Annotated in this window: 17 protein-coding genes; 8 read left to right on the top strand and 9 right to left on the bottom strand. The window is 71.6% G+C overall.

What is annotated here, in order from left to right; translation table 11 throughout:
- Position 1: 1 nt before the first annotated feature.
- The 3 genes from DEA06_RS01755 to DEA06_RS01765 are packed head-to-tail and all read right to left on the bottom strand — an operon-like array spanning position 2 to position 2,987.
- Positions 2-1,156, bottom strand: coding sequence for an Mrp/NBP35 family ATP-binding protein (locus DEA06_RS01755; protein ID WP_116646235.1), 1,155 nt, complete (start codon positions 1,154-1,156; stop codon positions 2-4).
- Positions 1,153-1,677, bottom strand: coding sequence for a DUF1003 domain-containing protein (locus tag DEA06_RS01760; protein ID WP_116646236.1), 525 nt, complete (start codon positions 1,675-1,677; stop codon positions 1,153-1,155). Before DEA06_RS01760 ends, DEA06_RS01755 begins: the two co-directional genes overlap by 4 nt.
- The gene (locus DEA06_RS01765; RefSeq protein WP_116646237.1) at positions 1,677-2,987 is read right to left on the bottom strand and encodes a CBS domain-containing protein; all 1,311 of its coding nucleotides are present in this window, start codon (positions 2,985-2,987) and stop codon (positions 1,677-1,679) included. The genes DEA06_RS01760 and DEA06_RS01765 overlap by 1 nt, the downstream gene beginning before the upstream one ends.
- 64 nt (positions 2,988-3,051) lie before the next feature.
- Between DEA06_RS01765 and DEA06_RS01770 the strand changes: the two genes are divergently transcribed.
- Entirely contained in the window at positions 3,052-3,660 is a 609-nt protein-coding gene (locus tag DEA06_RS01770) for a general stress protein (protein WP_116646238.1), read from the top strand.
- Positions 3,657-4,322, top strand: a complete 666-nt coding sequence (locus DEA06_RS01775; protein WP_240606757.1) for an alpha/beta family hydrolase — start codon at positions 3,657-3,659, stop codon at positions 4,320-4,322. Before DEA06_RS01770 ends, DEA06_RS01775 begins: the two co-directional genes overlap by 4 nt.
- Before the next feature lie 3 nt (positions 4,323-4,325).
- Here the strand turns inward: DEA06_RS01775 and DEA06_RS01780 are convergent, their stop codons facing one another.
- Together DEA06_RS01780 and DEA06_RS01785 are read right to left on the bottom strand one after the other, a co-directional pair.
- Positions 4,326-5,747, bottom strand: coding sequence for an aminopeptidase P family protein (locus DEA06_RS01780; protein WP_116646239.1), 1,422 nt, complete (start codon positions 5,745-5,747; stop codon positions 4,326-4,328).
- 28 nt (positions 5,748-5,775) lie between these two features.
- Entirely contained in the window at positions 5,776-6,807 is a 1,032-nt protein-coding gene (locus tag DEA06_RS01785) for an endonuclease/exonuclease/phosphatase family protein (RefSeq protein ID WP_116646240.1), read from the bottom strand.
- A gap of 57 nt (positions 6,808-6,864) precedes the next feature.
- On the opposite strand from DEA06_RS01785, the gene DEA06_RS01790 reads away from it, so the two are divergent.
- Positions 6,865-7,728, top strand: coding sequence for a PHP domain-containing protein (locus tag DEA06_RS01790; RefSeq protein WP_116646241.1), 864 nt, complete (start codon positions 6,865-6,867; stop codon positions 7,726-7,728).
- Positions 7,729-7,811: 83 nt separating this feature from the next.
- Here DEA06_RS01790 and DEA06_RS01795 read toward each other — a convergent pair whose 3' ends face one another.
- On the bottom strand, positions 7,812-9,269 hold the full coding sequence (locus DEA06_RS01795; protein WP_116646242.1) for a DEAD/DEAH box helicase: 1,458 nt from the start codon (positions 9,267-9,269) through the stop codon (positions 7,812-7,814).
- 183 nt (positions 9,270-9,452) lie between these two features.
- On the opposite strand from DEA06_RS01795, the gene DEA06_RS01800 reads away from it, so the two are divergent.
- Positions 9,453-10,169, top strand: coding sequence for a ferritin-like fold-containing protein (locus tag DEA06_RS01800; RefSeq protein ID WP_116646243.1), 717 nt, complete (start codon positions 9,453-9,455; stop codon positions 10,167-10,169).
- 7 nt (positions 10,170-10,176) lie between these two features.
- On the opposite strand, the gene DEA06_RS01805 is transcribed toward DEA06_RS01800, so the two are convergent.
- Positions 10,177-10,467, bottom strand: coding sequence for a hypothetical protein (locus tag DEA06_RS01805; protein ID WP_116646244.1), 291 nt, complete (start codon positions 10,465-10,467; stop codon positions 10,177-10,179).
- Between the two features lie 10 nt (positions 10,468-10,477).
- On the bottom strand, positions 10,478-10,702 hold the full coding sequence (locus DEA06_RS01810; RefSeq protein ID WP_116646245.1) for a DUF3107 domain-containing protein: 225 nt from the start codon (positions 10,700-10,702) through the stop codon (positions 10,478-10,480).
- 144 nt (positions 10,703-10,846) lie between these two features.
- Between DEA06_RS01810 and DEA06_RS01815 the strand changes: the two genes are divergently transcribed.
- Together DEA06_RS01815 and DEA06_RS01820 are read left to right on the top strand one after the other, a co-directional pair.
- Positions 10,847-14,125 (top strand): ATP-dependent DNA helicase, encoded by a 3,279-nt coding sequence (locus DEA06_RS01815; RefSeq protein ID WP_116646246.1) that lies wholly within the window; start codon positions 10,847-10,849, stop codon positions 14,123-14,125.
- Entirely contained in the window at positions 14,122-17,508 is a 3,387-nt protein-coding gene (locus tag DEA06_RS01820; RefSeq protein ID WP_116646247.1) for an ATP-dependent DNA helicase, read from the top strand. Before DEA06_RS01815 ends, DEA06_RS01820 begins: the two co-directional genes overlap by 4 nt.
- On the opposite strand, the gene DEA06_RS01825 is transcribed toward DEA06_RS01820, so the two are convergent.
- Positions 17,496-18,851: a phosphotransferase gene (locus tag DEA06_RS01825; RefSeq protein ID WP_116646248.1), complete on the bottom strand. Its 1,356-nt coding sequence runs from the start codon at positions 18,849-18,851 to the stop codon at positions 17,496-17,498. The genes DEA06_RS01820 and DEA06_RS01825 overlap by 13 nt on opposite strands.
- Before the next feature lie 63 nt (positions 18,852-18,914).
- Between DEA06_RS01825 and nudC the strand changes: the two genes are divergently transcribed.
- Positions 18,915-19,823 (top strand): NAD(+) diphosphatase, encoded by a 909-nt coding sequence (nudC, locus tag DEA06_RS01830; protein WP_116646249.1) that lies wholly within the window; start codon positions 18,915-18,917, stop codon positions 19,821-19,823.
- Complete coding sequence (locus DEA06_RS01835; RefSeq protein WP_116646250.1) at positions 19,820-21,577, top strand: ATP-dependent helicase; 1,758 nt, start codon at positions 19,820-19,822, stop codon at positions 21,575-21,577. The genes nudC and DEA06_RS01835 overlap by 4 nt, the downstream gene beginning before the upstream one ends.
- Positions 21,578-22,235 lie beyond the last annotated feature (658 nt).

Consider the following 22,235-nt stretch of genomic DNA (forward strand, 5'->3'; position numbering starts at 1 on the left):
CTCAGCGGGGAGCGAAAGGCAGGCTGCGCCCCGAGAGGCCGCGACCCTGGCGGGCGAGCGTCGCCGCCACGGCGTCGATGGCGCGAGCTGCGGGGTCGGCTGGGTCGGCGACGACGACGGGGACTCCGACGTCGCCGCCCGTGCGCAGTGCCGGGCTCAGTGGCACCGTGCCGAGCAGGAGAACCGTGTCGCCCGCCGCGGAGAGCGCTGTCGCGACCTCGGAACCGCCCCCGGCGCCGAAGAGGTCGAGCGTGCTGCCGTCGGGGAGGGTCATCGCCGACATCGTCTCGACGACACCGATGATCCGCTGCCCCGTCTGGCGTGCGACGAGCCCGCTGCGGACGGCGACGTCGGATGCTGCCGACTGGGGCGTCGTGACCACAAGCACCTCCGCGTGGGGGAGCAGTTGTCCGACGGAGATCGCGACATCGCCGGTGCCGGGAGGCATGTCGATGAGGAGGACGTCGAGATCGCCGAAGAAGACGTCGGTGAGGAACTGCTGCACCGTGCGGTGAAGCATCGGCCCTCGCCAGGCCACGGCACCCGCGGCGTCCTCGCCGGGACGGCGGAGGAACATGCCGATCGAGATGACCTTCACGTCGTAGGCCACCGGCGGCAGCATCAGGTCGTCGATGCGGGTCGGTGCCGGCGGCAGGCCGTCGTCGTCGACGAGTCCGAGCAGGGCGGGGATCGAGAACCCGTGAACGTCGGCATCGATGAGCCCCACGCGCAGCCCGCGGCGGGCCAACGCCACCGCGAGGTTCGCGGTCATCGTCGACTTGCCGACACCGCCCTTGCCGCTCGTGACGGCGATGACCCGGGTGAGGGAATCGGGGCCGAACGGCATCTGGCGCGCAGGCCGTCCGTCGCGCAGCTTCTCGGTCAGCGCCCTGCGCTCGTCGGGACTCATGACGCCGAGCTCGACATCGACCGCCCCGATGCCGGCGACACCCGCAGCAGCGGCGCGCACCTCGCGCTCGATCCTGTCGGCGGCCGGGCAGCCCACGATCGTGAGAGCGATGCCGACGCGGGCAAGGTCGCCCTGCACCTCGATCTCACGCAGCATGTCGAGTTCGCCGAGGGGGCGGCGCAGTTCTGGATCGACGACGCCGGCGACCGCAGAGCGCACCGCGTCGGTCAGCGCGGCGTCGCTCACGTGGCGGTCGACTCGCGGTCGTCGCGTCGGTCGAGCTTCTTCAGCAGACTCTTGAGTTCGGCGCGAAGCACCTCTCGGGTGACGACCTCGTCGGTCGATTCGCGCACCGCCATGCGCAGCGCGACGACCTCGCGCGCCAGGTACTCGGTGTTCTCGAGATTGCGCTCGGCACGCTGTCGATCCTGCTCGATCTGCACCCGGTCGCGGTCGTCCTGCCGGTTCTGCGCGAGCAGGATGAGGGGCGCGGCATAGGAGGCCTGAAGCGAGAGGATCAGCGTGAGCAGCGTGAAGTTCGTCGCGACCGGGTCGAACTGCCACTCCACGGGTGCGGTGGAGTTCCACGTCAGCCAGACGACCACGAAGACCGTCATTCCGATCAGGAAGCCCGAGGTGCCCATCGCCCGGGCGAACGCCTCGGAGAACTTGCCGAAACGGTCGCGCGACGGATGCGCGGTGCGGCCGAGCTTCCCGCCGCGGTCGCGAGGAGCGTCGAGGGCGGTGCGGCGTTTCTGGCGGGCCATCATCGCCTCCTCGGGGGCACGGTCGGAATACTGGTGGTCGCGAGCGGCCGCACGGGGGCCGATGACTTCGGATCATCGCTGTCGTGCGAGCGCCAGTCATCGGGCAGCAGGTAGTCGAGCACGTCGTCGACGCTCACCGCGCCGACGAGGCGATGGGCCTGATCGACCACGGGCAGCGACACGAGGTTGTAGCTCGCGAGGAGGCGCGCGACCTCGGCCGCCGACGCGGTGGCCGGCACGGCCGAGACGGTGTCGTCGATGATCGCCCCGAGGCGCTCATGCGGGGGGTACCGCAGCATCCGCTGGAAGTGCACGGTGCCCAGAAGCCGGCCGGTCGGGGTCTCGTACGGGGGAAGCGTGACGAACACGGAGGCGGCGAGGGCGGGATGCAGCTCGTGCCTGCGGATGAGCGCGAGAGCCTCGGCGATCGTGGCGTCGGCTGACAGCACGATCGGCTCGGGGGTCATGAGGCCCCCGGCCGTGTCGGGGCTGTACTTCAGCAGCGCGCGGACGTCGTCGGCCTCCTCGGGCTCCATGAGGTCGAGGAGTTGCTCGAGACGGCCTTCGGGGAGCTGGCCGAGGAGGTCGGCGGCGTCGTCCGGCTCCATCGCGTCGAGGATGTCGGCGGCGCGCTCGTCTCCGAGCTGCTCGAGGATGTGCACCTGCTCCTCTTCGGGCATCTCTTCGAGGGCGTCGGCGAGACGATTGTCGGGGAGCTCCTCCGCGACCTCGATGAGGCGGTCGCCGGGGAGGTCGAGCAGGGTGTTGGCGAGATCGGCGGGCTTGAGGTCGGCATAGGTCGCGACGAGCTGCTCCGCCGACTGGGACTCGCCCGGCACCTGCTGCTCGCGCACCTCGGACCACGACGCGAACGTCGTCGCACCGCGCGCGAACGGCGAGGCGCTCGTCTTCGGTCGGCGAAGGAACAGCTGTCCGACGTCCCAGTCGCCCAGCCGATTGCGCTCGATCGCGACGTCTTCGATGACCGCGTCGCCCGAGCCGTCGACGAGGAAGACGCGCCGACCGAGGAGCTCGGCCATCACCCGCACCTCTCCGCCGCGCTGCTGGAAGCGGCGGACGTTGATGAGCCCCGTCGTGATGACCTGACCCGTGGCGATGGAGGTCACACGACCGATCGAGACGAACACGTGCCGTCGCCCGGGGATCTCGACGACCAGCCCCACGACCCGGGGCGGATCGGAGGACCGGTAGATCACCACCACGTCGCGCACCTTGCCGAGCCGGTCACCGGCAGGATCGAATACCGTACAGCCCGCGAGGCGAGCGACGAAGACTCGTTGCGTGCTCACTCCTCCAGAGTAGCCCGCGACCTCCGCCGATCGGGTGCGCGCCGCTGCGTGAGACAATGAACGCATGAGCATGCTCGGCGGACGCGTCCCCTCCGGTCGCGAAGAAGTCGGGGAGCAGGTGGCGTCCTTCCCCACGTACGAGGGCGCGCAGAAGGCGGTCTCGGCTCTCATCGCCGCCGACGTCCCCGCGCGCGACATCGCGATCGTCGGCAAGGGCCTGCGCTCCATCGAACGCGTGACCGGCCGGCTCGGCTACGCGACGGCGGCCCGCTCGGGAGCGGTGAACGGCGTTCTGCTCGGTCTGCTCTTCTCGTTCATCTTCGTGCTCGGCGAACCGACGGTGCAGATCGGTGCGTTCCTGGGAGTCATGTTCGTGGGCATCGCGATCGGCATGCTGCTGAGCCTCATCACCTACTCGATCGTGCGTCGTCGACGCGATTTCGCTTCGGTCATGCAGGTCGTCGCCGACCACTACGAGGTGTGCGTCACCGCGTCGAGCCTTCACCGCGCGCGGCAGATCGTCGGTCCGGGCTCCGCACCCGCGCCCGACACGTCGACGACGGCAGACCCGGCGCCCGCACCCGTGGCGCCCCAGCCCGAGGAGCCGCCCCGCTACGGCGAGCGTCTGCCGCCGACCGCGCCCTCGCCGGAACGGATCGAACCTCCCGCGTGAGCGACCGGCCGTTGACCGTCGGGCTCCCCGCCGGCTCGGTGACCGTCTCGACGGTCTGGGAGCGACCCGACGGCGCCTGGGCGACGATCGCCGTCGCGCACGGTGCGGGGGCGGGCTACCGGCATCCGTTCCTCGAAGGACTCGCGCGTTCGCTCGTCGACGCCGGCATCGCCACCCTGCGCTTCAACTTCCCCTACGTCGAGGCGGGACGGCGGATGCCGGGACCCGCCGCTCATGCGATCGAGACCTGGGGTGCGGTCTTCGCATGGCTGGACGACGCCGCTGCCCCCGGGCCCGTGTGGGCTGCCGGCAAGTCGTACGGCGGGCGGATGGCCTCGATGGCGGCGGCCGCCGGAACGATCGCCCCGGCGGGGCTCGTCTACCTCGGTTATCCGCTGCATCCGCCCGGCGACCCGTCGAAGGCACGCACCGCCCACCTCCCCGACATCGCGCAGCGGCAGGTCTTCATCGAAGGCACGAACGACCCGTTCATCGACCCGCACGATCAGCTCGAGGCGGCGGTCGCCGCCTGCCGTGATGCGACGCTGCGGTGGGTCGACGGCGGCGGTCATTCGTTTGAGGTGAAGGGCCGCAAGCGCCCCGCCGACGAGGTCGGCGCCGGCATCGCCTCGATCGTCGTCGAGGCGATGCGAGCGGGCTGACGCTCAGCGCTGCGACAGGCGCGCCACCCACTCCTCGACTTCGTCGGCCGTGCGGGGGATGCCCGCCGAGAGGTTCTCGGGTCCGTCGACGGTCATGAGGATGTCGTCTTCGATCCGCACACCGATGCCGCGGTACTCCTCGGGCACGGTGAGGTCGTCGACCTGGAAGTAGAGACCGGGCTCGATCGTGAACACCATGCCGGGCTCGAGCTCGCCGTCGTAGTACATGTCGCGGCGGGCCTGAGCGCAGTCGTGCACGTCGATACCGAGGTGATGGCTCGTGCCGTGCACCATGTAGCGGCGGTGCTGGCCGCCGCGCCGCGGATCGAGCGCCTCATCGGCCGACACCGGCAGCAGACCCCATTCGGCCACGCGTGCGGCGATGACCTTCATGGCGGCTTCGTGGACGGAACGGAACTTCGCGCCGGGTTTCGCCGCGGCGAATGCCGCGTCGGCGGCCTCGCGCACCGTCTCGTAGATCCTCCGCTGAACGGGCGAGAACGTCCCGTCAACGGGGATGGTGCGCGTGATGTCGGCGGTGTACAGGCTGTCCACCTCGACCCCGGCGTCGACGAGCAGCAGGTCGCCGGGAACCACGGCGCCGTCGTTGCGCGTCCAGTGCAGGTAGCACGCGTGCGGGCCGGATGCGGCGATGGTGTCGTAGCCCTCGGTGTTGCCGTCGCTGCGCGCCCGCTGGTGGAACACGCCCTCGATGATCCGCTCGCCGCGGGGGTGCGCGATGATCCGGGGGAGATCGGCGACGATGTCGTCGAACCCCTTCGCGGTGACGTCGACGGCGAGGCGCATCTGCGAGATCTCCCAGTCGTCCTTGACGAGCCGCAGCTCGGAGACGGCGCGCGTGAGATCGTCGTCGTCGCCGAGGATGACGTCGTCGTCGCCGTGCTCGAGCGAGTCGAGGTGCGCGGTCGTGAGGCCGAGGTCGGCGGACACCCCGGCGAGCGAGGGGCGCGGGCCGATCCAGAACTCGCCGATCGAGGCGTCGGCGTAGAACTCCGGGGTCGTGCGGTCGGCGCGTTCGCGGAAGTAGAGCACGGCGTCGTGCCCGCCGTTGCGCGGCTCGAAGACGAGCACGGAGTCGGGCTCGGACTCGGTCTCCCACCCCGTGAGATGCGCGAAGGCGGAGTGCGGACGGAACGGATAGTCGGTGTCGTTGCTGCGCTGCTTCAGACCGCCGGCCGGGATGACGAGCCGCTTGCCCGGGAACGCGCGTGAGACGGCATCCCTGCGGCGAGCCGCCCAGGCGGCCTGCTCGCGCGGCTCGGGGACGCCGTCCGGACGCGTCGCCCAGCCTTCGGCGATCGCGTCGAGAAATCCCTGCGGGAAGGGCTGCCGTCGATTCGTCGTGGTCTCGGCCGGCGTGCCGTCGGTCGCGGTCGTCGTCTCGTTCTGGCCTGCGTCGCTCATACTCCCAGTGTCTCACCGGGAGGGTGGGTCATCCCTGGACGGGCTCGAGCTGGACGACGAGCGGACGGTGGTCACTACCCGAGGCGTCGAGGGATTTCAGCACCGCGGATCCCGTGGCCCGCCATCTCGGTGAGACGAGGATGTGGTCGATCGGGGCGCCGAAGAGCGCGGGGAACTGCGTCGTCCAGGTTCCGACTCCGCCGTTGCCGGTGTCTGCGGCGGCATCGTGGCATCGACCGAGAGCCCCACCGTCGACGCCGAGCCCCGCCATGTGGTCGAGCGTGGCGTTGAAGTCGCCCGCCAGGATGACGTTGTCGGCGGCGCACTGGTCGGCGAGCCATTGGAGGTCGTCTCGCCAGTGCTGCATGTACGACTGCCGGGGTGCCACCGCGTGCGCGGCCACCACGATCGGACCGTCGCCGGAGGTCGGCATGGCGACGGCGCTCGGCACGGTGGAGGTGTTGCTGGTGCCGTCCTGCGACGACTCGATGACGGAGTAGTCGCCCAGCTCGGGACTGATGAGCACGGTGGTGGAGGTGGCGTCCCATCCGTCGATGCCGTACTCGCCGTACTCGGCGTGGTGAGCCCACATGGGCCGGCCGAGCTCGCCCATGACGATCGCCACCTTCTCGCCGGTGTCGATCGTCGTCTCGGGGAGCGTGATGATGTCGGCGTTCATCGCGACGGCGATCTGGGCGATGGTGTCCGGGGCTGTCGCGGAACCCGCGGTGTTCCAGGTCATCACGCGCAGGCTCGTGTCGGTCTTGTCGGGCAGTGCGTCGGTGCCGATCCCCCGGGAGGCCAGGATGCCGGCGTTGGCTCCCGCCGCGACGAGCGAGGCGACCGCCAGGGTGAGTGCGAGGGCGCGGATCGGGCGCGCCAGGGCGAAGATCAGGGCGAGGATCGCGAGGGCCGCGAAGGCGGCGGCCAGCGGGCCACGGAACGACACGATCTGCGCGATCGGAAAGGTGCGTTCGAGCTTGAACAGCTGGGGCCAGGTGAGCACCGCCGCCCCGCTTGTGCAGAGCAGCGCGATGAGGACCCCCCAGACGCGACGCACCCCGTGACTCTAGGACAGCAGTCTGGGAGATCGGCGGATGCGGCTACCCTCGGGGGAGTGGAGTCGGTGAGCAGGTTCGAGGGTCCGAGTGACCTGCATCTGCATTCGGCATGCTCGGACGGCACCGAGGCCCCCGCGCTCGTCATGGCGGCCGCCCACCGTCACGGGCTGAGGACGGCAGCACTGACCGACCACGACACGACCACCGGGTGGGCGGAGGCTGCCGAGGCCGCGTCGTCGCTCGGCATGACATTCCTCCCGGGTATGGAGCTCTCCGCTCTGCACGAGTGGCGCAGCGTGCACCTCTTGGCCTACCTCTTCGATCCCGACGAGCCGTCGCTGCGCGCGATGACCGATCGCATCCGCTCCTCGAGGGTCGACCGCGCGAGGGTGATGGCCGATCGCATCTCCCGCGACTACGACCTGGTGTGGGACGACATCGTCGCCCAGACCTCCGACGGGGCCACCGTCGGCCGCCCGCACATCGCCGACGCCCTCGTCGCGCGCGGGCTCGTCCGCGACCGTGCCGAGGCGTTCGCGGGCATTCTGAGCCCGGCGGGCGACTACTACGTGGCGCTGTACGCGCCGGATCCGGTCACGGCGGTCTCGCTCGTCGTGGGGGCCGGGGGAGTGCCGATCATCGCGCACCCGGCCGGGCGCGCGGGTCTTCTCCCGTCCCGGCTGCTCGACCGCATGCTCGAGGCCGGTCTCGCCGGCTTCGAGCTCGGCCACCGCGAGAACCTCGCTCCCGGCATCCGCACGCTCCGGCGCATCGCCGACGATCGCGGCCTCATCGTCACCGGCTCGAGCGACTACCACGGTCTGGGCAAGCCGAATCAGCCCGGTGAGAACACCACCGCCGACGCGGAGGTCGCGAAGATCATCGCCCTCGCGAGCGGCACCACGCCCGTCTACCCCTGACGCACCGCCCACGACGAAGGGGCGCCCGGTCGTCGGACGCCCCCTCGGGAGATTCGGATGCTGCGCCCGGCGGACGCTGCGGATCAGGCGGCGGGTGCGCCGCCGCCCGTGCGGGCTCCGCCGCGACGACGACGCCGGCGCCGCGGCGCGGCGTTGCCATCGTGGTGCTCGGAGCCCCCGCCGTCGTGCGTGCCGGCGCCCTCAGGCGTGGCGTCCGCGGCGGCGCCGTGCTCGGCGATCGGCTGGGGTTCGCGCGAGGACTGCTCCGGACGCGAACGGCGACGACGGCCGCCGTTCTCTCCCGAGCCGGAGTCGGAGCGCGGCTTCGAGGTCTCGGCCGCCTGGGCGCGGGGAGCCGTGGTCAGACGCCCCTTCGTGCCCTCGGGGATGTTCAGGTCGGTGAACAGGTGCGGGCTCGACGAGTAGGTCTCGGTGGGCTCGGGCTGCCCGAAGTCGAGCGCGCGGTTGATGAGCGCCCACTTGTGCAGGTCGTCCCAGTCGACGAACGTGACGGCGATGCCCGTCTTGCCCGCGCGGCCGGTGCGGCCGGCGCGGTGCAGGTAGGTCTTCTCGTCGTCGGGGATCGTGTGGTTGATGACGTGGGTCACGTCGTCGACGTCGATGCCGCGAGCGGCGACGTCGGTGGCGATCAGCACGTCTTTCTTGCCGGCCTTGAAGGCGGCCATCGAGCGCTCGCGTGCCTCCTGGCTCATGTCGCCGTGCACGGAGGCGGTGTTGAAGCCCCGGTCGCCCAGCTCGTCGGAGAGGCGCTGCGCGGCGCGCTTGGTGCGCGTGAAGATGACGGTCTTGCCGCGTTCGTCGGCCTGCAGGATGCGGGCGATGACCTCGTCCTTGTCGAGCGAGTGCGCCCGGTACACGAGGTGCTGGATGTTCGCCTGCGTCAGACCCTCGTCGGGGTCGGTGGCGCGGATGTGGATGGGGTTCGACATGAACCGGCGGGCGAGGGCGACGATCGGCCCCGGCATGGTCGCGGAGAACAGCTGCGTGTGGCGCACCGGCGCGACCTTGGTGAAGATCTTCTCGATGTCGGCGAGGAAGCCGAGGTCGAGCATCTTGTCGGCTTCGTCGAGCACGACCTCCACGGCGCTCGACAGGTCGAGCAGGCGCTGGTTGTTCAGGTCGATCAGGCGACCCGGGGTGCCGACGACGATCTGTGCGCCGGCCTTCAGCTGGTCGATCTGACCCTCGTAGGCCTTGCCGCCGTAGATCGCCACGACGCTGGTCGAGCGGCCCGACGTGAGCATGTCCATGTCTTCGTAGACCTGCACGGCGAGTTCGCGCGTGGGGACGACGATGAGCGCCTTCACACCGGGCTCGGGGTTCAGGCCGAGTCGCTGCACGACGGGGATGCCGAAGCCGAAGGTCTTTCCGGTACCGGTCTTGGCCTGGCCGATGATGTCCTGGCCGGGAAGGCCCAGCGGAATCGTCTGCTCCTGGATGGGGAAGGCATCGACGATGCCTTTCGACGCGAGCACGTCGACGATGTCCTGGTCTACGCCGAGCTCGGCGAAGGTCGTCACGATATGAGCCTGTCCGGCGGAAGAGAGCCGCCTAGAGTGATCGGTCCACGCCCTCACTCAGCCGCAGGCGCGGGGGTCCCGATCCGACGCCGGGACCCCTCAACGATACCGGAGCGGTCCGGATGCGGCGGAAAGGTGCGTACCGCGGCGGGGCGGAGCGGCCGCGGGCTTAGGCTTTCGTACGTGTTCGAGTGGTTGCGTCGTCGTGGTCGCCCTGCCGGTCGCACCCTCACTCTGAGGTCGCGCGGCGATTTCGGCGATGCCGTGCGGGTCGATTTCGCCGAGTTGGCCCCGGAGGTCGACACCTTCCTCGGCCAGGCTGCCTACCTGCAGCTGGGCTTCTTCGAGACGTTGAGCGAGCTGATCGCCTCGACGCCCGAGCTCGCCCAGAAGGAGGCGCTCTCCCGCGCCGCGGGCGCGGCTCTGACGAAGCACGAGGCGCTCGTCTCGCTCATCCGGGAGCGGGGAGACGATCCGACCGCCCTCATGCTGCCGTTCCGCGAATCTCTCGACGCCTTCCGCCGCGCCACGCACGGGGTCCGGCCCCAGGAGACGATGGTCTCGGTGCACATCACCGCCGGGATGCTCGACGACTTCTACCTGGCTCTGTCGGCGAGCTACGGCGACACCGGTCGTCGGGTCGCACGCATCCTCCGCGCCGACGACGACCGCCAGGCGATCGTCGAGATCATCGCGTCCACGATCGACAGCGACGAGGAGTGGCGCTCGCTCCTGGCGATGTGGGGCCGTCGGCTCGTCGGCGACACCCTTCTCGTGGCACGGGCGGCCCTCCGGCCGACGACGCTCGGCGCCGCCGACGAGGAGAGGGTCGAACCGGTGTTCACCGAGCTGATGGCCGCTCACTCGCGGCGCATGGACGCCACCGGCCTCGCGGCCTGACGTCGGATCAGACCAGTCCGAGGCGCTGGCGTTCGCGGTCGTCCCCCCGCACCCGGGCGGCGCCCAGCGCGAGCACGACGGGCGCGGTGACCACGGCCGGCACGATGATCGCCGACAGCCAGATCCAGGGATTGTCGATACCGACGCCGGCCCAGGTGAGGGCGGCCCACGTGATGACGCCCGCGGCGGCGGCGATCGCCGGGGCGACCACCACGCCCCGCTTCTGACGGTGGGGGAGCGCGAAGTGCAGGCCGACGCCGATCACCACGGCGATCAGCAGAGCGAGCGCGATCTGCATGGTCTCGGAATCAGGCGACGAAGCCGACGCGGCGCGACTCTTCGGTGCCGAACTCGATGTAGGCGAGGGTCGCGGTGGGCACGAGGTAGCTGTTGCCCTTCACGTCGGTGAAGTTCAGGTGCGACGCCTTGGCGTCGAGGGCGTCGGCGACGGACTTCTTCACGGCGTCCGATGCCTCGGAGGTTTCGAAGCTGAGCTCGCGGCCGGTGTTCGCGATGCCGATGCGGATCTCCACGGTGGTGCCCTTTCCGGCCCGGGTCTGCCCCGGGCGCACCAAAACTCTACGACAGGGCGCGTATCGCTCCGGCCGTTCCCCGAACGCTCTCGGCGAACGACGTCCGTCGCCCCGGTGTCGGTCGTGCCGGTTAGCGTGGTGGGCATGGGATCAGCCGATGCGTCACAGCCGCGCATCACGCTCGACGAGGTGCAACGAGCGGTCGTGCGGCTGCCGGCGGGTTCCTCCGGCGTCGTGCTGGGTGCCCCGGGAACGGGAAAGACCGAGACCCTCGTGGCGCGGTTGCGCGCACTGGTCGATGCCGGGGTGTCGGTCGACGACGTCCTCGTGCTCACCCCGTCGCGGCAGACCGCGACGGCGCTGCGCGACCGCCTCTCGATCGTCGTCGACCGCGCGTCGTCGGGTGCTCTCGCCCGCTCCATGGCCTCGTTCGCCTACCAGGTCGTGCGCGCGGCCGAGGTGCGGGCCGGTGGTCAACCGCCGCAGCTCCTGGCGGCGAGCGATCACGACCGCATCCTGGCCGATCTGCTCGCCGGCGACATCGCCGACGAGGCGACGGGAGAGGCGGTCGTGCCCTGGCCGGCCACGATCGGCGCCGAGGTGAGGGGCTCGCGCGAGTTCCGGGGCGAGCTGCGTCAGTTCATCGCGGCCTGCACCGAGCTCGACCTCGACGCGGCCGAGCTGGGCCGGCTCGCGGCCGACCGGGGCGAAGCCGGGTGGGGGGCCGCAGCATCCTTCCTCCGGGAGTACCGCGATGCCGTCGACCAGATGCACACCCGTGCGCGCGACGCGGCCGACCTGTTGCGCGAGGCCGCCGCGGTGCTGCACCGCACCCCCTCGGGCGCGGAGGGCGAGCGACAGCTCGGGGCGGCCGGTCGCTTGCGGGCGGTGCTCATCGACGACGGGCAGGAGCTCACCCGTGGCGGCCTCGAGGTCGTGGCGGCTCTGCGCGCCCGGGGCGTCGCGGTCGTCGCCTTCGGCGATCCCGACATCGCCTCCGGTGCCTTCCGCGGTTCGAGTCCGGCGCTCTTCGCCGACCTCTGCGCGCTGCTGGGTACGGCCTTCGTGCTCGACGCTCCGCACCGCGCCGCGCCCGCACTGACCCGACTCACGCGCGTCGTGACGCAGTCCATCGGTGCGGCCGGACGCATCGACCATCGGCGGCCCCCGGGCGATCTCGACCCCGACGACCGGTCGGTGCGCGCCATCGTCGCGGGGTCGCCCTTCGAAGAGATCGACGCGATCGCCCGCATCGTTCGCGAGTGGCATCTGCTCGACGAGATCCCCTGGTCGAGGATCGCCGTGATCGCCCACGACACCCGTCAGGTGGCCACGCTCGAGACCGAGCTGGCGGCGCGCGAGGTGCCGACGCGGGCCGCCGGCGTGCAGCGCCCGCTCGGACGAGAGCAGGTCGTGCGCGATCTGCTCGAGCTCGTGCGGATCGCTCTGGTCGACCCCGCCGATCGCGACCCCGATGCCCTGGCGGGCGTGCTCGTCTCGCCGTTCGGCGGTCTCGACGCGGTGGGCCTCCGTCGCCTGCGCGGACGATTGCGCCACGCGGAGCTCGCCGACGGAGGAACCCGGGCCGCCCGGCACCTGCTCGCCGACGCCCTGGCGCACCCCCTCGAGCTGGCGCTGATCGATTCGCCCGAGGCTCGGGCCGCCGAGCGCCTGGCGACGACGCTGGCGCGGATCGCGGCCGACGCGGATCGGGGGGCCACCGTTCACGAACTCCTCTGGGTGGCGTGGGATCGCGCCCGCGACGGGACCGGCCGTCCATTGGCGCGCTCCTGGCACGACACGGCCGTCGGCGGCGGCGTGCTGGCCGCCGAGACGGGGCAGGCGCTCGATGCACTGGTGGCGTTGTTCGACGCCGCGAAGCGATTCCTGGAGCGCGATCCCGACGCGAAGACGTCGGACTTCATCCGGCGGATCCTCGACAGCGACGTGCCCGAAGACATCCTCGCCTCTCCCGATCGCGCGGCGACGGTGACCGTACTCACCCCGGCGACGGCGCTCGGCACGGAGTTCGACGCCGTGATCGTCGCCGGCGTGCAGGACGGCGTGTGGCCGAACCTGCGCCTGCGCGGCGGGATCCTCGATGCCTGGCGCTTGGGCGACGAGGTCGAAGCGTGGCGGCAGGGGCTCGCCGCCCCGACCGCACCCGCGGTGCTGGATCGACGGCGGGCGGCGCTGCACGACGAGCTGCGACTGTTCGCTCGCGCACTGTCGCGCGCACGACGGCACCTCGTGGTCACCGCGGTCGACGACGACGACCTCGGCCCGAGCCCCCTGTTCGAGCTCCTGCCCGAGCCCGAGCCGCCGGTGCTCGATGAGGTCGACGCCGGACACCCCCTCACGCTCCGCGGCCTGGTGTCGCAGTATCGCCGCACGCTGACCGCGTCATCATCGCTCGGAGCCCGTGAGCACGCCGCTTCTCAGCTCGTCGTCCTCGCGCGCGAGGGAGTCGCCGGCGCCGCGCCGGAGCAATGGTTCGGGGTGGCGCCGGCGTCGTCTGACGGACCGCTGCGCGACCCCGACCGCGCGCCGGTGCCGATCTCTCCCTCGAAGATGACGACGTTCGCGGATTGCCAGGTCGACTGGGCGGTGCGCGCGCTCGGCGGCGAGACGCGCACCTGGTCTGCGGGGGCCGGGGTCATCCTCCACGCCGCGATGGAGGAGGTGCCGTCGGGCGACCTCGACGAGATCCGCCGTATCGTCGATGAGCGGTGGGGCGAACTCGACTTCGAGGCGCCCTGGCTGTCACGCAAAGAGCACGCGTGGGCCCACCTCCTCGCCGACCGCCTGCACTCCTACCTGCGCACCTTCCACGCCGAGGGCGGCCGCACGATCGGTGCCGAGGCGCGCTTCCGTCTGGCCGTCGACCTCGACGCCACCGCCGACGGTGTGCCGCGGGTCGTGGCGGTCGATCCCGAAGCGCGGCATCCCGAGGGCCGCTTCGCTCTGCTCACCGGATCGATCGACCGTGTCGAGGTCTATCCGGCGGGGCGAGGCGAGAGGGTGCCGGTGCGTGAAGGCATCGATGAGAACGTGCTGATCGTCGACCTGAAGACAGGCCGCTCAGAGGCTCGGGTCAGCGACGACAAGGTCGCCGACGACCCGCAGCTCGCCGCTTATCAGCTGGCCTTCCTCGAGGGGCTCGTCCCGGGCGCCCACCCGCAGACGAACGCCGGGGCGCGGTTGATCGTGCTCTCGCGGACGACGACCAAGGAGCCCCACTACCGCCTCGCACGTCAGGCGCCGATGGCCGCCGCCGAGCGCGCCGAGTTCCTCGGCAGCATCGTCGAGACCGCACGGATGATGGCGGCCGACACGTTCGAGGCGCCCGTCGACGCGCACTGCGCCACCTCGCGGTTCGGTGTCTGCGCGCTGCACACGGTGAAGGCGGTGTCGTCGTCATGACCCTCTCCGCCGAGACGATCGCCCGCGCCCTGGGGCTTCCCGCGCCGACCGCCGATCAGCGCGCCGTCATCGAGGCGCCGGCGAGCCCCGCTCTCGTGGTCGCCGGCGCGGGCAGCGGCAAGACCGAGACCATGGCCGGTCGCGTCGTGTGGCTCGTGGCCAACGATCACGTCGCACCCGATGAAGTGCTCGGTCTCACCTTCACGCGCAAGGCGGCGGGCGAGCTCGCCGAGCGCATCGGCCGTCGATTGGCGGTCGTGCGCGAGTACGCCCGCCGCGATCTGCTGCCCCACCTCGAGCGGCTCGTCGCGGATGGCACACTCCCGGCGTTCTGGGAGACGCACGCGGCCTCTCCGCCGCGGGTGCGCGACGCCGCCTTCGCCTCGCTTCTGGATCGCCTCGCCGACGCCCTGGTCCCCGCGCGCAGCATCCGCTCCCTCGACGGGGAAGAGCTCGCGTTCCGTCCGCGCGTCGCCACCTACAACGCGTTCGCCGATGCCCTCGTGCGCGAGCACGGGGCGCGGATCGGACGCGACCCGGATTCGGCTCTTCTCAGTCAGTCGGGGTCGTGGCTGCTCGCTCGACGCGTGGTCATCGCCTCGGGCGACGAGCGGCTCGCCGAGAGGGAGGAGGCTTTCTCGACCGTCGTGGACGCCGTGCATCGCCTCTCGGGCGACGTGCTCGACAACCGGGTCGACCTCGATGACCTCATCGCGTTCGCGGATACCTGGGACGCGCGACTGTCGACCGTGACCTGCCGCAGGAAGGTCGATCAGGACCGCGTCGACAAGGCGCGGCGCAGCATGACGGGTCTTCCCGTGCTCGCCGAGCTCGTGCGCGAGTACGCACGCCGCAAGCGGGCGGACGACACGCTCGATTTCGCCGATCAGGTGGCGGACGCCCTGACGATCGTGGAGCGCGCCCCCGAGGTCGGTGAGGCACTGCGCGCGCAGTACCGGGTCGTGCTGCTCGACGAGTACCAGGACACGTCCGTGCTCCAGACACGGCTGCTGGCGGCGATCTTCCGGGACACGGCGGTGATGGCGGTCGGCGATCCGCATCAATCGATCTACGGGTGGCGCGGCGCATCGGCCGATAACCTCATCGCCTTCCCGAGTGCGTTCTCATCGACGGGCGAGGCCGAACGGTTCCGCCTCATGATCAGTTGGCGCAACGACGTGGCCATCCTCACCGCCGCCAACGCGCTGCTCTCCGCGGCGGACGGCGCCGACGTCGACGAGCTCGCACCGCGCCCGGGAGCGGCGCCCGGTCGCGTGTCGCGCGTGTTCGCGGCGTCGGCGGAGGACGAGGCGCGGGAGGTCGCCGAGTGGTTCGTCGCAGTCCGCGCCGCCCACACCGCGTCGGGTGCCCCGCACCCGCACTCGGGCGCGGTCCTGTTCCGCACGAAGCGGCACATGCAGCTGTTCGCCGACGCCCTCGATGCGGCCGGCGTGCCCAACCGCATCCTCGGTCTCGGAGGGCTCCTGTCCACGCCGGAGGTCGTCGACGTCGTCTCCGCGCTGCGGGTGGTGCACGACCCCGCCCAGGGGTCGTCGCTGATCCGTCTGCTCGCCGGCCCGCGGTTCTCCATCGGCGTGGCCGATCTCGCCGCCCTCCACGCTCTCGCCGACACCCTCTCGCGACGCGACGCCGCTCTCGACCCGCTCCCGGCCGAGCTCGCGGCGCGCGTGCGCGCCTCGGCGGGCGCCGACGAGCAGCTGTCGATCATCGACGCGCTCGAGTTCGTGCGTCGGTCCAACGACGATCACGGATTTCTGCGCGACATCACGCCCGAGGGGCGGCGGCGTCTGCGCGACGCGGGCGAGATGTTCGAGCGCCTTCGACGCGCGGTCGGCCAGCCCATCCCCGACCTCCTGCGTCTGATCGAGATCGAGCTGCGTCTCGACATCGAGCTGGCCGCCAACGAGGCGCGTGGTCCCGCGCGCGTCGCTAGCGCGCGCCTTCGCACCTTCCTCGACGAGGTGCGAGCCTTCCTCCTCGCCGACGATCGCGGCTCGGTCGGCAGTCTCCTCGCGTGGCTCGACCATGCGGAGGAGACCGACGAGCTCATGCCGCGCCCCGAGCCTCCCGAGCCGGGCGTCGTGCAACTGCTCACCGTGCACGGTTCGAAGGGGCTCGAGTGGGACGCCGTCGCCGTGGTGCGTCTCGTCGACAAAGAACTGCCCAAGGCGCCCCGCACGGTCAACGGATGGCTCGGATTCGGGGTTCTGCCCTACCCATTGCGAGGCGATCGCGATGCGCTCCCGCGGCTGGACTGGTCGTTCGACGACGACGACGCCGATCTGCCCGACGCTATCGAGCAGCTCCGCGAGGCCGATCGCGCGCACCAGGAGCGCGAGGAAAGACGTCTCGCCTACGTCGCGGTCACGCGGGCCCGGTCGGAACTGCTGCTCACGGGCGCGCACTGGGCCGGCCAGAAAGAGCCCCGCACACCCAGCCGATACCTCGTCGAGATGCTCGACGCCCTCGGTGCTCCACCCATCGAGGAGTCGGCGCCCGACGACAATCCCTACCTCGACAAGGGCGGACGCATCGTCCAGTGGCCGCTCGACCCGCTCGGAGCCCGGCGGGAGGCGGTGCTCTCCGCGGCAGATGCCGTGCGGGCCGCCGCCGACCACGATCCGGTGCCCGACGACACGCTCGCGCGCCTTCTCGCCGAGTGGGAGCAGCGCCGCAGAGGAGCGCCCGTGCGCCCCCCGGCCCGCATCCCCGCCTCCCGGTTCAAGGACTACGTCACCGACTACCGCGGGACCGTGTCAGCGGTCACCCGCCCGCTCCCCGAACGCCCGTTCCGCCAGACGCGCCTCGGCACGCTCTTCCACGCGTGGGTCGAACAGCGGTCGGGTCGTGCCGGCACGGCCGGATCGATCGACGACGCGCTCTGGGAGATCGACGACGACGGCGACGCGTCTGAGGCATCCGCCTCGGACGCCGCCGACCTCGCTCGTCTGAAGGAGGTCTTCGAGAGGTCGGAGTGGGCCGACCTCGCCCCGCTCGAAGTGGAGACCGAGATCGACTTCGCGATGTCGACGGGCGACGGCGAGCAGCACGTCATGATCTGCAAGCTCGACGCCGTGTACCGCCGAGCCGATCGCGGCGGACGCCTCGAGATCGTCGACTGGAAGACCGGCCGCGCGCCGATCTCGGCCGCCGAGAAAGACGAGCGGATGCTGCAGCTCGCGCTCTACCGGCTGGCCTACCACAAGAAGCACGGTGTGCCCCTGGACGACATCGACGTCGCGCTGTACTACGTCGCGGACGATCTCGTCATCCGGTCGGACCGGGTCTGGGAGGAAGCGGAGCTCGTCACGCGATGGCGCCGCGCCCGCGACACGGCCGGCGGACGGACTCAGGTGCCCTGACCGACTCGGGTGTCGTCGCCACCGGCGCCCCATCGGCGCAACGCTGCGCGCGTCGCCCGCTGCGCCTCGTCTCGGAGGTCTTCGTCGTCGCTCACGGTGTCGTCGACCCGGGCGGGCGCATCGGCGGGCGCCGGCTGCTCCTGGGGGTCTCGCCCGGTGGCATCCGACTCGCGCAGCGACGACCAGCCCTCCATGTCGATCGGCGCCGTCGACTGCTCTTCGGGCTCGCGAAGTCCGTCGAGGCCGAAATCGGGCGCGGACGCCGCGGTCTGCCGGTCGCGCTCGGCCGCGAGGAACAGAGACATCATCTGCGGATCGTAGGCGTCGGTCTGCATGGACGTGTCGACGGAGGTCGGCGCGGACTCGGGGATCAGATGCGCGTACGACAGCGCAGCATCCACATCCGGACGTGCCTCCGGCACGATCTCGTCGCCGCGCACCCCGTCGGCGAGCGACTCGAGCAGGGCGACGGCGTCGGTCACGACCTCGGGGCGTCCGTTGTCGTGACCGTGAACCAGCCACCTCACGAACTCGAGCTCGGCGTACATCCGCGCCCTCTCGCGCAGAAGCGCGTCGGGCGCCCTCGACGCGTCGGCGGTGTAGCCCGCGTAGACGTCGTCGGCCGCGATCGGGGCCGATGCGAGCCAGCGCAGATCGGTCGCCGGATCGCCGACGCTCAGGCCGCCCCAGTCGAGCAGGCCCGTGACCGTCGCCGTGTCGTCTTCGGAGAGCAGGAACGATGCGGAGGTCGCCCCGCCGAGGACGACGGCCGACTCGAACCGCCACAGGTCGTCGGAGTCCACGGCGCGTCGCCAGCGCTCGATCAGGACGTCGGGGACGCGTCGAGTGGCCTCGGCGCGATCGAGGAGCCGCGAGACGTCGTCGCGCACCTGGTCGGGAGTGCGGACGGGCAGGCCGTCGGTGCGCACGATCGACGGCGGGAGCGTGTGGACGGCCGCGAGGGCACTGCCGATGGCGGTCGCGAAACCGGACCCCTGGGGCAGGTGCGCCGGGTCGACCCGGTAGCCCTCGAGGCGGTCGACCACGAGAACGCGCGCGGCTCCCGACCCGGCTTCGCCGAGCACCTCGGGAACCCGGAACGGGAGGAGGGCGCGGACGCCGGGGGTGAGGGCGTGGAGGGCGCGCGATTCCGCCGCGAGCTCTCCCGCCGAATCGTCGTCGGCGGGGGTGCGCACCACGACTTCGCGGCCGTCGTCGAGACGGGCGACGGCCGAATCGAACCGCCCCGCGCCGTTCTCGGTGAGCAGGCCCACACCCACCACCCCTGCCCCGGGAAGGGCGGCCGTGACCGACGCGGCTAGAGTGAGAGGGGAGCGTGCCATGGGCCCAGGGTAGGCCGGGCTCGCCTCCGAACCCCCGCGCCACGCCCTTGGAAGAGGTCATCGATGACGGCGCCAGCTACGCCACCCGCTGCGGATCCGAACGACCTCGTCGTCGACCGACGCGCCGAGGAGCGCACCGTTCCCGGACTCCTCGACACCCTTCGCGCCGACCCCGCCACACGTGCGCTCGTCGTCCACGGCGACGCCGCTCCGCTGACCCCCCACGGACGGCTCGAGCTCCTCGCCGTCGACGCCGTACCCGTCGACGCCGAGTGGGCTTTCCTCGGACGCGCGTCCGACGGATCAGCGGTGCTGCTGGCCGCCTTCGATGCGGCAGCCGGCGCCCCCGTCTCGGTCTCGTGGGGCTCCTTGCGCACGATCGCCGGGTCGCTTCCGGCCGGCGAGGCCTCGCTGCTGGTGACCGCGGTCTCGCTCGCGCGCTGGCTGATCGACTCGCCGTTCTGTCCCGCGTGCGGTGCTCGCACCGAGGAACGGGACGCCGGATGGTCGAGGAAGTGCCCGTCCTGCGGTCGCCAGCACTTCCCGCGCACCGATCCCGCGGTGATCGTCGCCGTCACGCGTGCCGACGATCCGGAGCTGCTCCTCCTCGGTTCGAACGCCCTCTGGGACGACAACCGCTATTCGTGCTTCGCCGGGTTCGCCGAGGCCGGCGAATCGCTGGAGGAGGCCGTCGCCCGCGAGGTGGGCGAGGAGGCCGGGGTGGTCGTCGCAGATGTGGTCTACCGCGGCTCGCAGGGCTGGCCGTACCCTCGATCGCTGATGCTGGGGTTCCGCGCCACGGCCACGGTTCCGACCGACGCCCACGCCGACGGGGAGGAGATCCTCGACGTGCGGTGGTTCACCCGCGCCGAGATCGCCGCCGGTCTCGCCGGTGAAAGCGAGCTCCGCCTCCCGGGGCCGGCGTCGATCGCCCACCGACTGATTCTCGAATGGCTGGCCGAGGCGCGATGAGCGCAAGCGCCCTCGATGGTCTGGACGAGCGGCAGCGGGACGCCGCATCCGTGCTCCGCGGTCCGCTGTGCGTGCTCGCCGGCGCGGGCACGGGTAAGACACGCGTGATCACTCACCGCATCGCTCACGGCGTCGACACCGGGGCGTATTCGCCGGGTCGGGTCATGGCGGTGACGTTCACCGCGAAGGCGGCGGGGGAGATGCGGGGGCGCCTGCGGGCGCTCGGCGTCGAGGGGGTGTCGGCGCGCACGTTCCACGCGAGTGCTCTCGCTCAGGTCAACTACTTCTGGCCGACGCTCGCGGGCGACTCGGCGCCGTCGATCATCGACAACAAGGTCAAGATGCTCGCCCACGCGGCCGACGGCATCGGGATGAACCTCGACACCGCGACACTGCGCGACGTCGCGGGTCAGATCGAGTGGCGCAAGGTCACCATGCGCTCGATCGACGCCTACGCGGCGGCGCGTCCGGACGGCATCGGACGCTTGAGTCTGGAGCGGGTCGTCGATCTGCAGCGTGCGTACGAGAAGCTCAAGGACGAACGTCGTCAGATGGACTTCGAAGACGTGCTCCTCGCCTGCGCGGGGATGATCGAGGCCGAACCGCGTGTCGCCGCCGCGGTCCGCGAGCAGTATCGGCACTTCACGGTCGACGAGTTCCAGGACGTCTCGCCCCTCCAGCACCACCTCCTCGAGCTCTGGGTCGGGGAGAGGCACGACCTCTGCGTGGTCGGCGACGCCAGTCAGACCATCTACTCCTTCACCGGAGCAGACGCGTCGTTCCTGCTCGACTTCCCTCGCCGGCACGAGGACGCCCGCGTGGTGAGGCTCGAGACGAACTACCGCTCGTCGGAGCCCATCCTGGCGGTGGCGAACGAGCTCATGCGCGACCGGCCCGGCTCGCTGCACCTGCATGCGGCCCAGGACGCCGACGGGCCGATCCCCGTGGTGCGAGCTTTCGACGACGACGCGGCCGAGGCCGCGGGCGTCGCACGATCTGTGTCGACCGCGATCGCCTCGGGCGTCGAACCGGCGTCGATCGCCGTCCTCTACCGCGCGCACGCCCAGTCCGCCGCCCTCATCTCCGCACTCTCATCGGCGGGCGTGGCGTCCACGGTGCTCGGCGGCAAGCGCTTCTTCGACCAGTCGGAGGTACGGCAGGCCGTCATGGCGCTGCGTGCGGCCTCGGTCGCCCCGCTCGAGACCGGGTTCGTCGCAACCGTTCGCGACGTGCTGCGCTCGCTCGGCCTCACCGATGAGGCGCCGCCCGCGGGAGGGGCGCTCCGAGACGCGTGGGAGGCGCGGGCAGCTCTCCTGCGCCTCGCCGAGGAGGCCCCGGCGGGGACGACGCTGCGCGACTTCACCGACCAGTTGCTCGCCCGAGCGAAGGACCAGCACGAACCGGCCACGCGCACGGTCACGCTGTCCACGCTGCACGCGGCCAAGGGCCTCGAGTGGGACCACGTGCACCTCGTCGGCATGAGCGAGGGGTTCCTGCCGATCTCGTACGCGAGCACGTTCGAGGCGGTCGACGAAGAGCGCCGGCTGGCCTACGTCGGCATCACGCGGGCCGCGCGAACTCTGTCGGTGAGCTGGTCGCGGTCGTCGGGGCGATCCGAGCGATCGCCGTCGAGATTCCTTCAAGAGATCGGCAACCGCACGCTGCGTGCGGCGGATGCTGCCGCCACCGCCGGTGGGGGGAGTCGACGCGCAGGCGCACCGACGAGCGCACGGGGCCGGGGTCGGGCTCAGTGATCAGGTGCAGGGCGACGCGCGCGGCCTCCGAGGCGAGCACGGACCCGGCGACGGGGGAATGCCGGGCGACCAACTGCGAGGCGACCAGCGGCCAGGCGGCGTCGGCGTCGCGCGCATGAGCGTCGCCGCAGGCGAGACAGGCGGTTCGGCCGGGTTCGATGACGGGGCCGACGAGAGCGCCGGCCCCGTCGAGCACGAGCGGCAGATGGCGCACGTCGTCGCGCATCAGGGCTGACGCCCGGCGCGGCTCGACGAGGTGCGTGGCCAGCAGCACGACGGTCGTCCGAGGGGGCGGCGCGGCAGTGGCCGTGCCCGCCCAGGGGCGATGCTCGGCGGCGGCCCCGGCGCGCCGCATCGCGGCCACGACCCGGTCGACGTCGTTGGACGGCACGTCGTCGCTCGCCTGTACGACAACCGGGACGGGCGGCGGGTCGTCACGCAGCACGGGCTGCAGCTCGGCGAAGAATGCGTCGGCGCGTTGCTCGTCGACGTTGTGAGAGCGCAGGAACGCGTGAACCCCGGAGGGCGACGCACCCCGCGTGAGCTGGTCGACGAGGAGCTCCTCCCACGGCTCGGGCTCGTCGAGCCTCGCCGCGTCATCGACGCCGAACTGCAGGCACGTCGCGCTCCGCCAGAGCGGGGGGTGGGCCGGATCGAT

This window comes from Microbacterium sp. Gd 4-13 (assembly GCF_003095395.1).
Classification (GTDB): Bacteria; Actinomycetota; Actinomycetes; order Actinomycetales; family Microbacteriaceae; genus Microbacterium.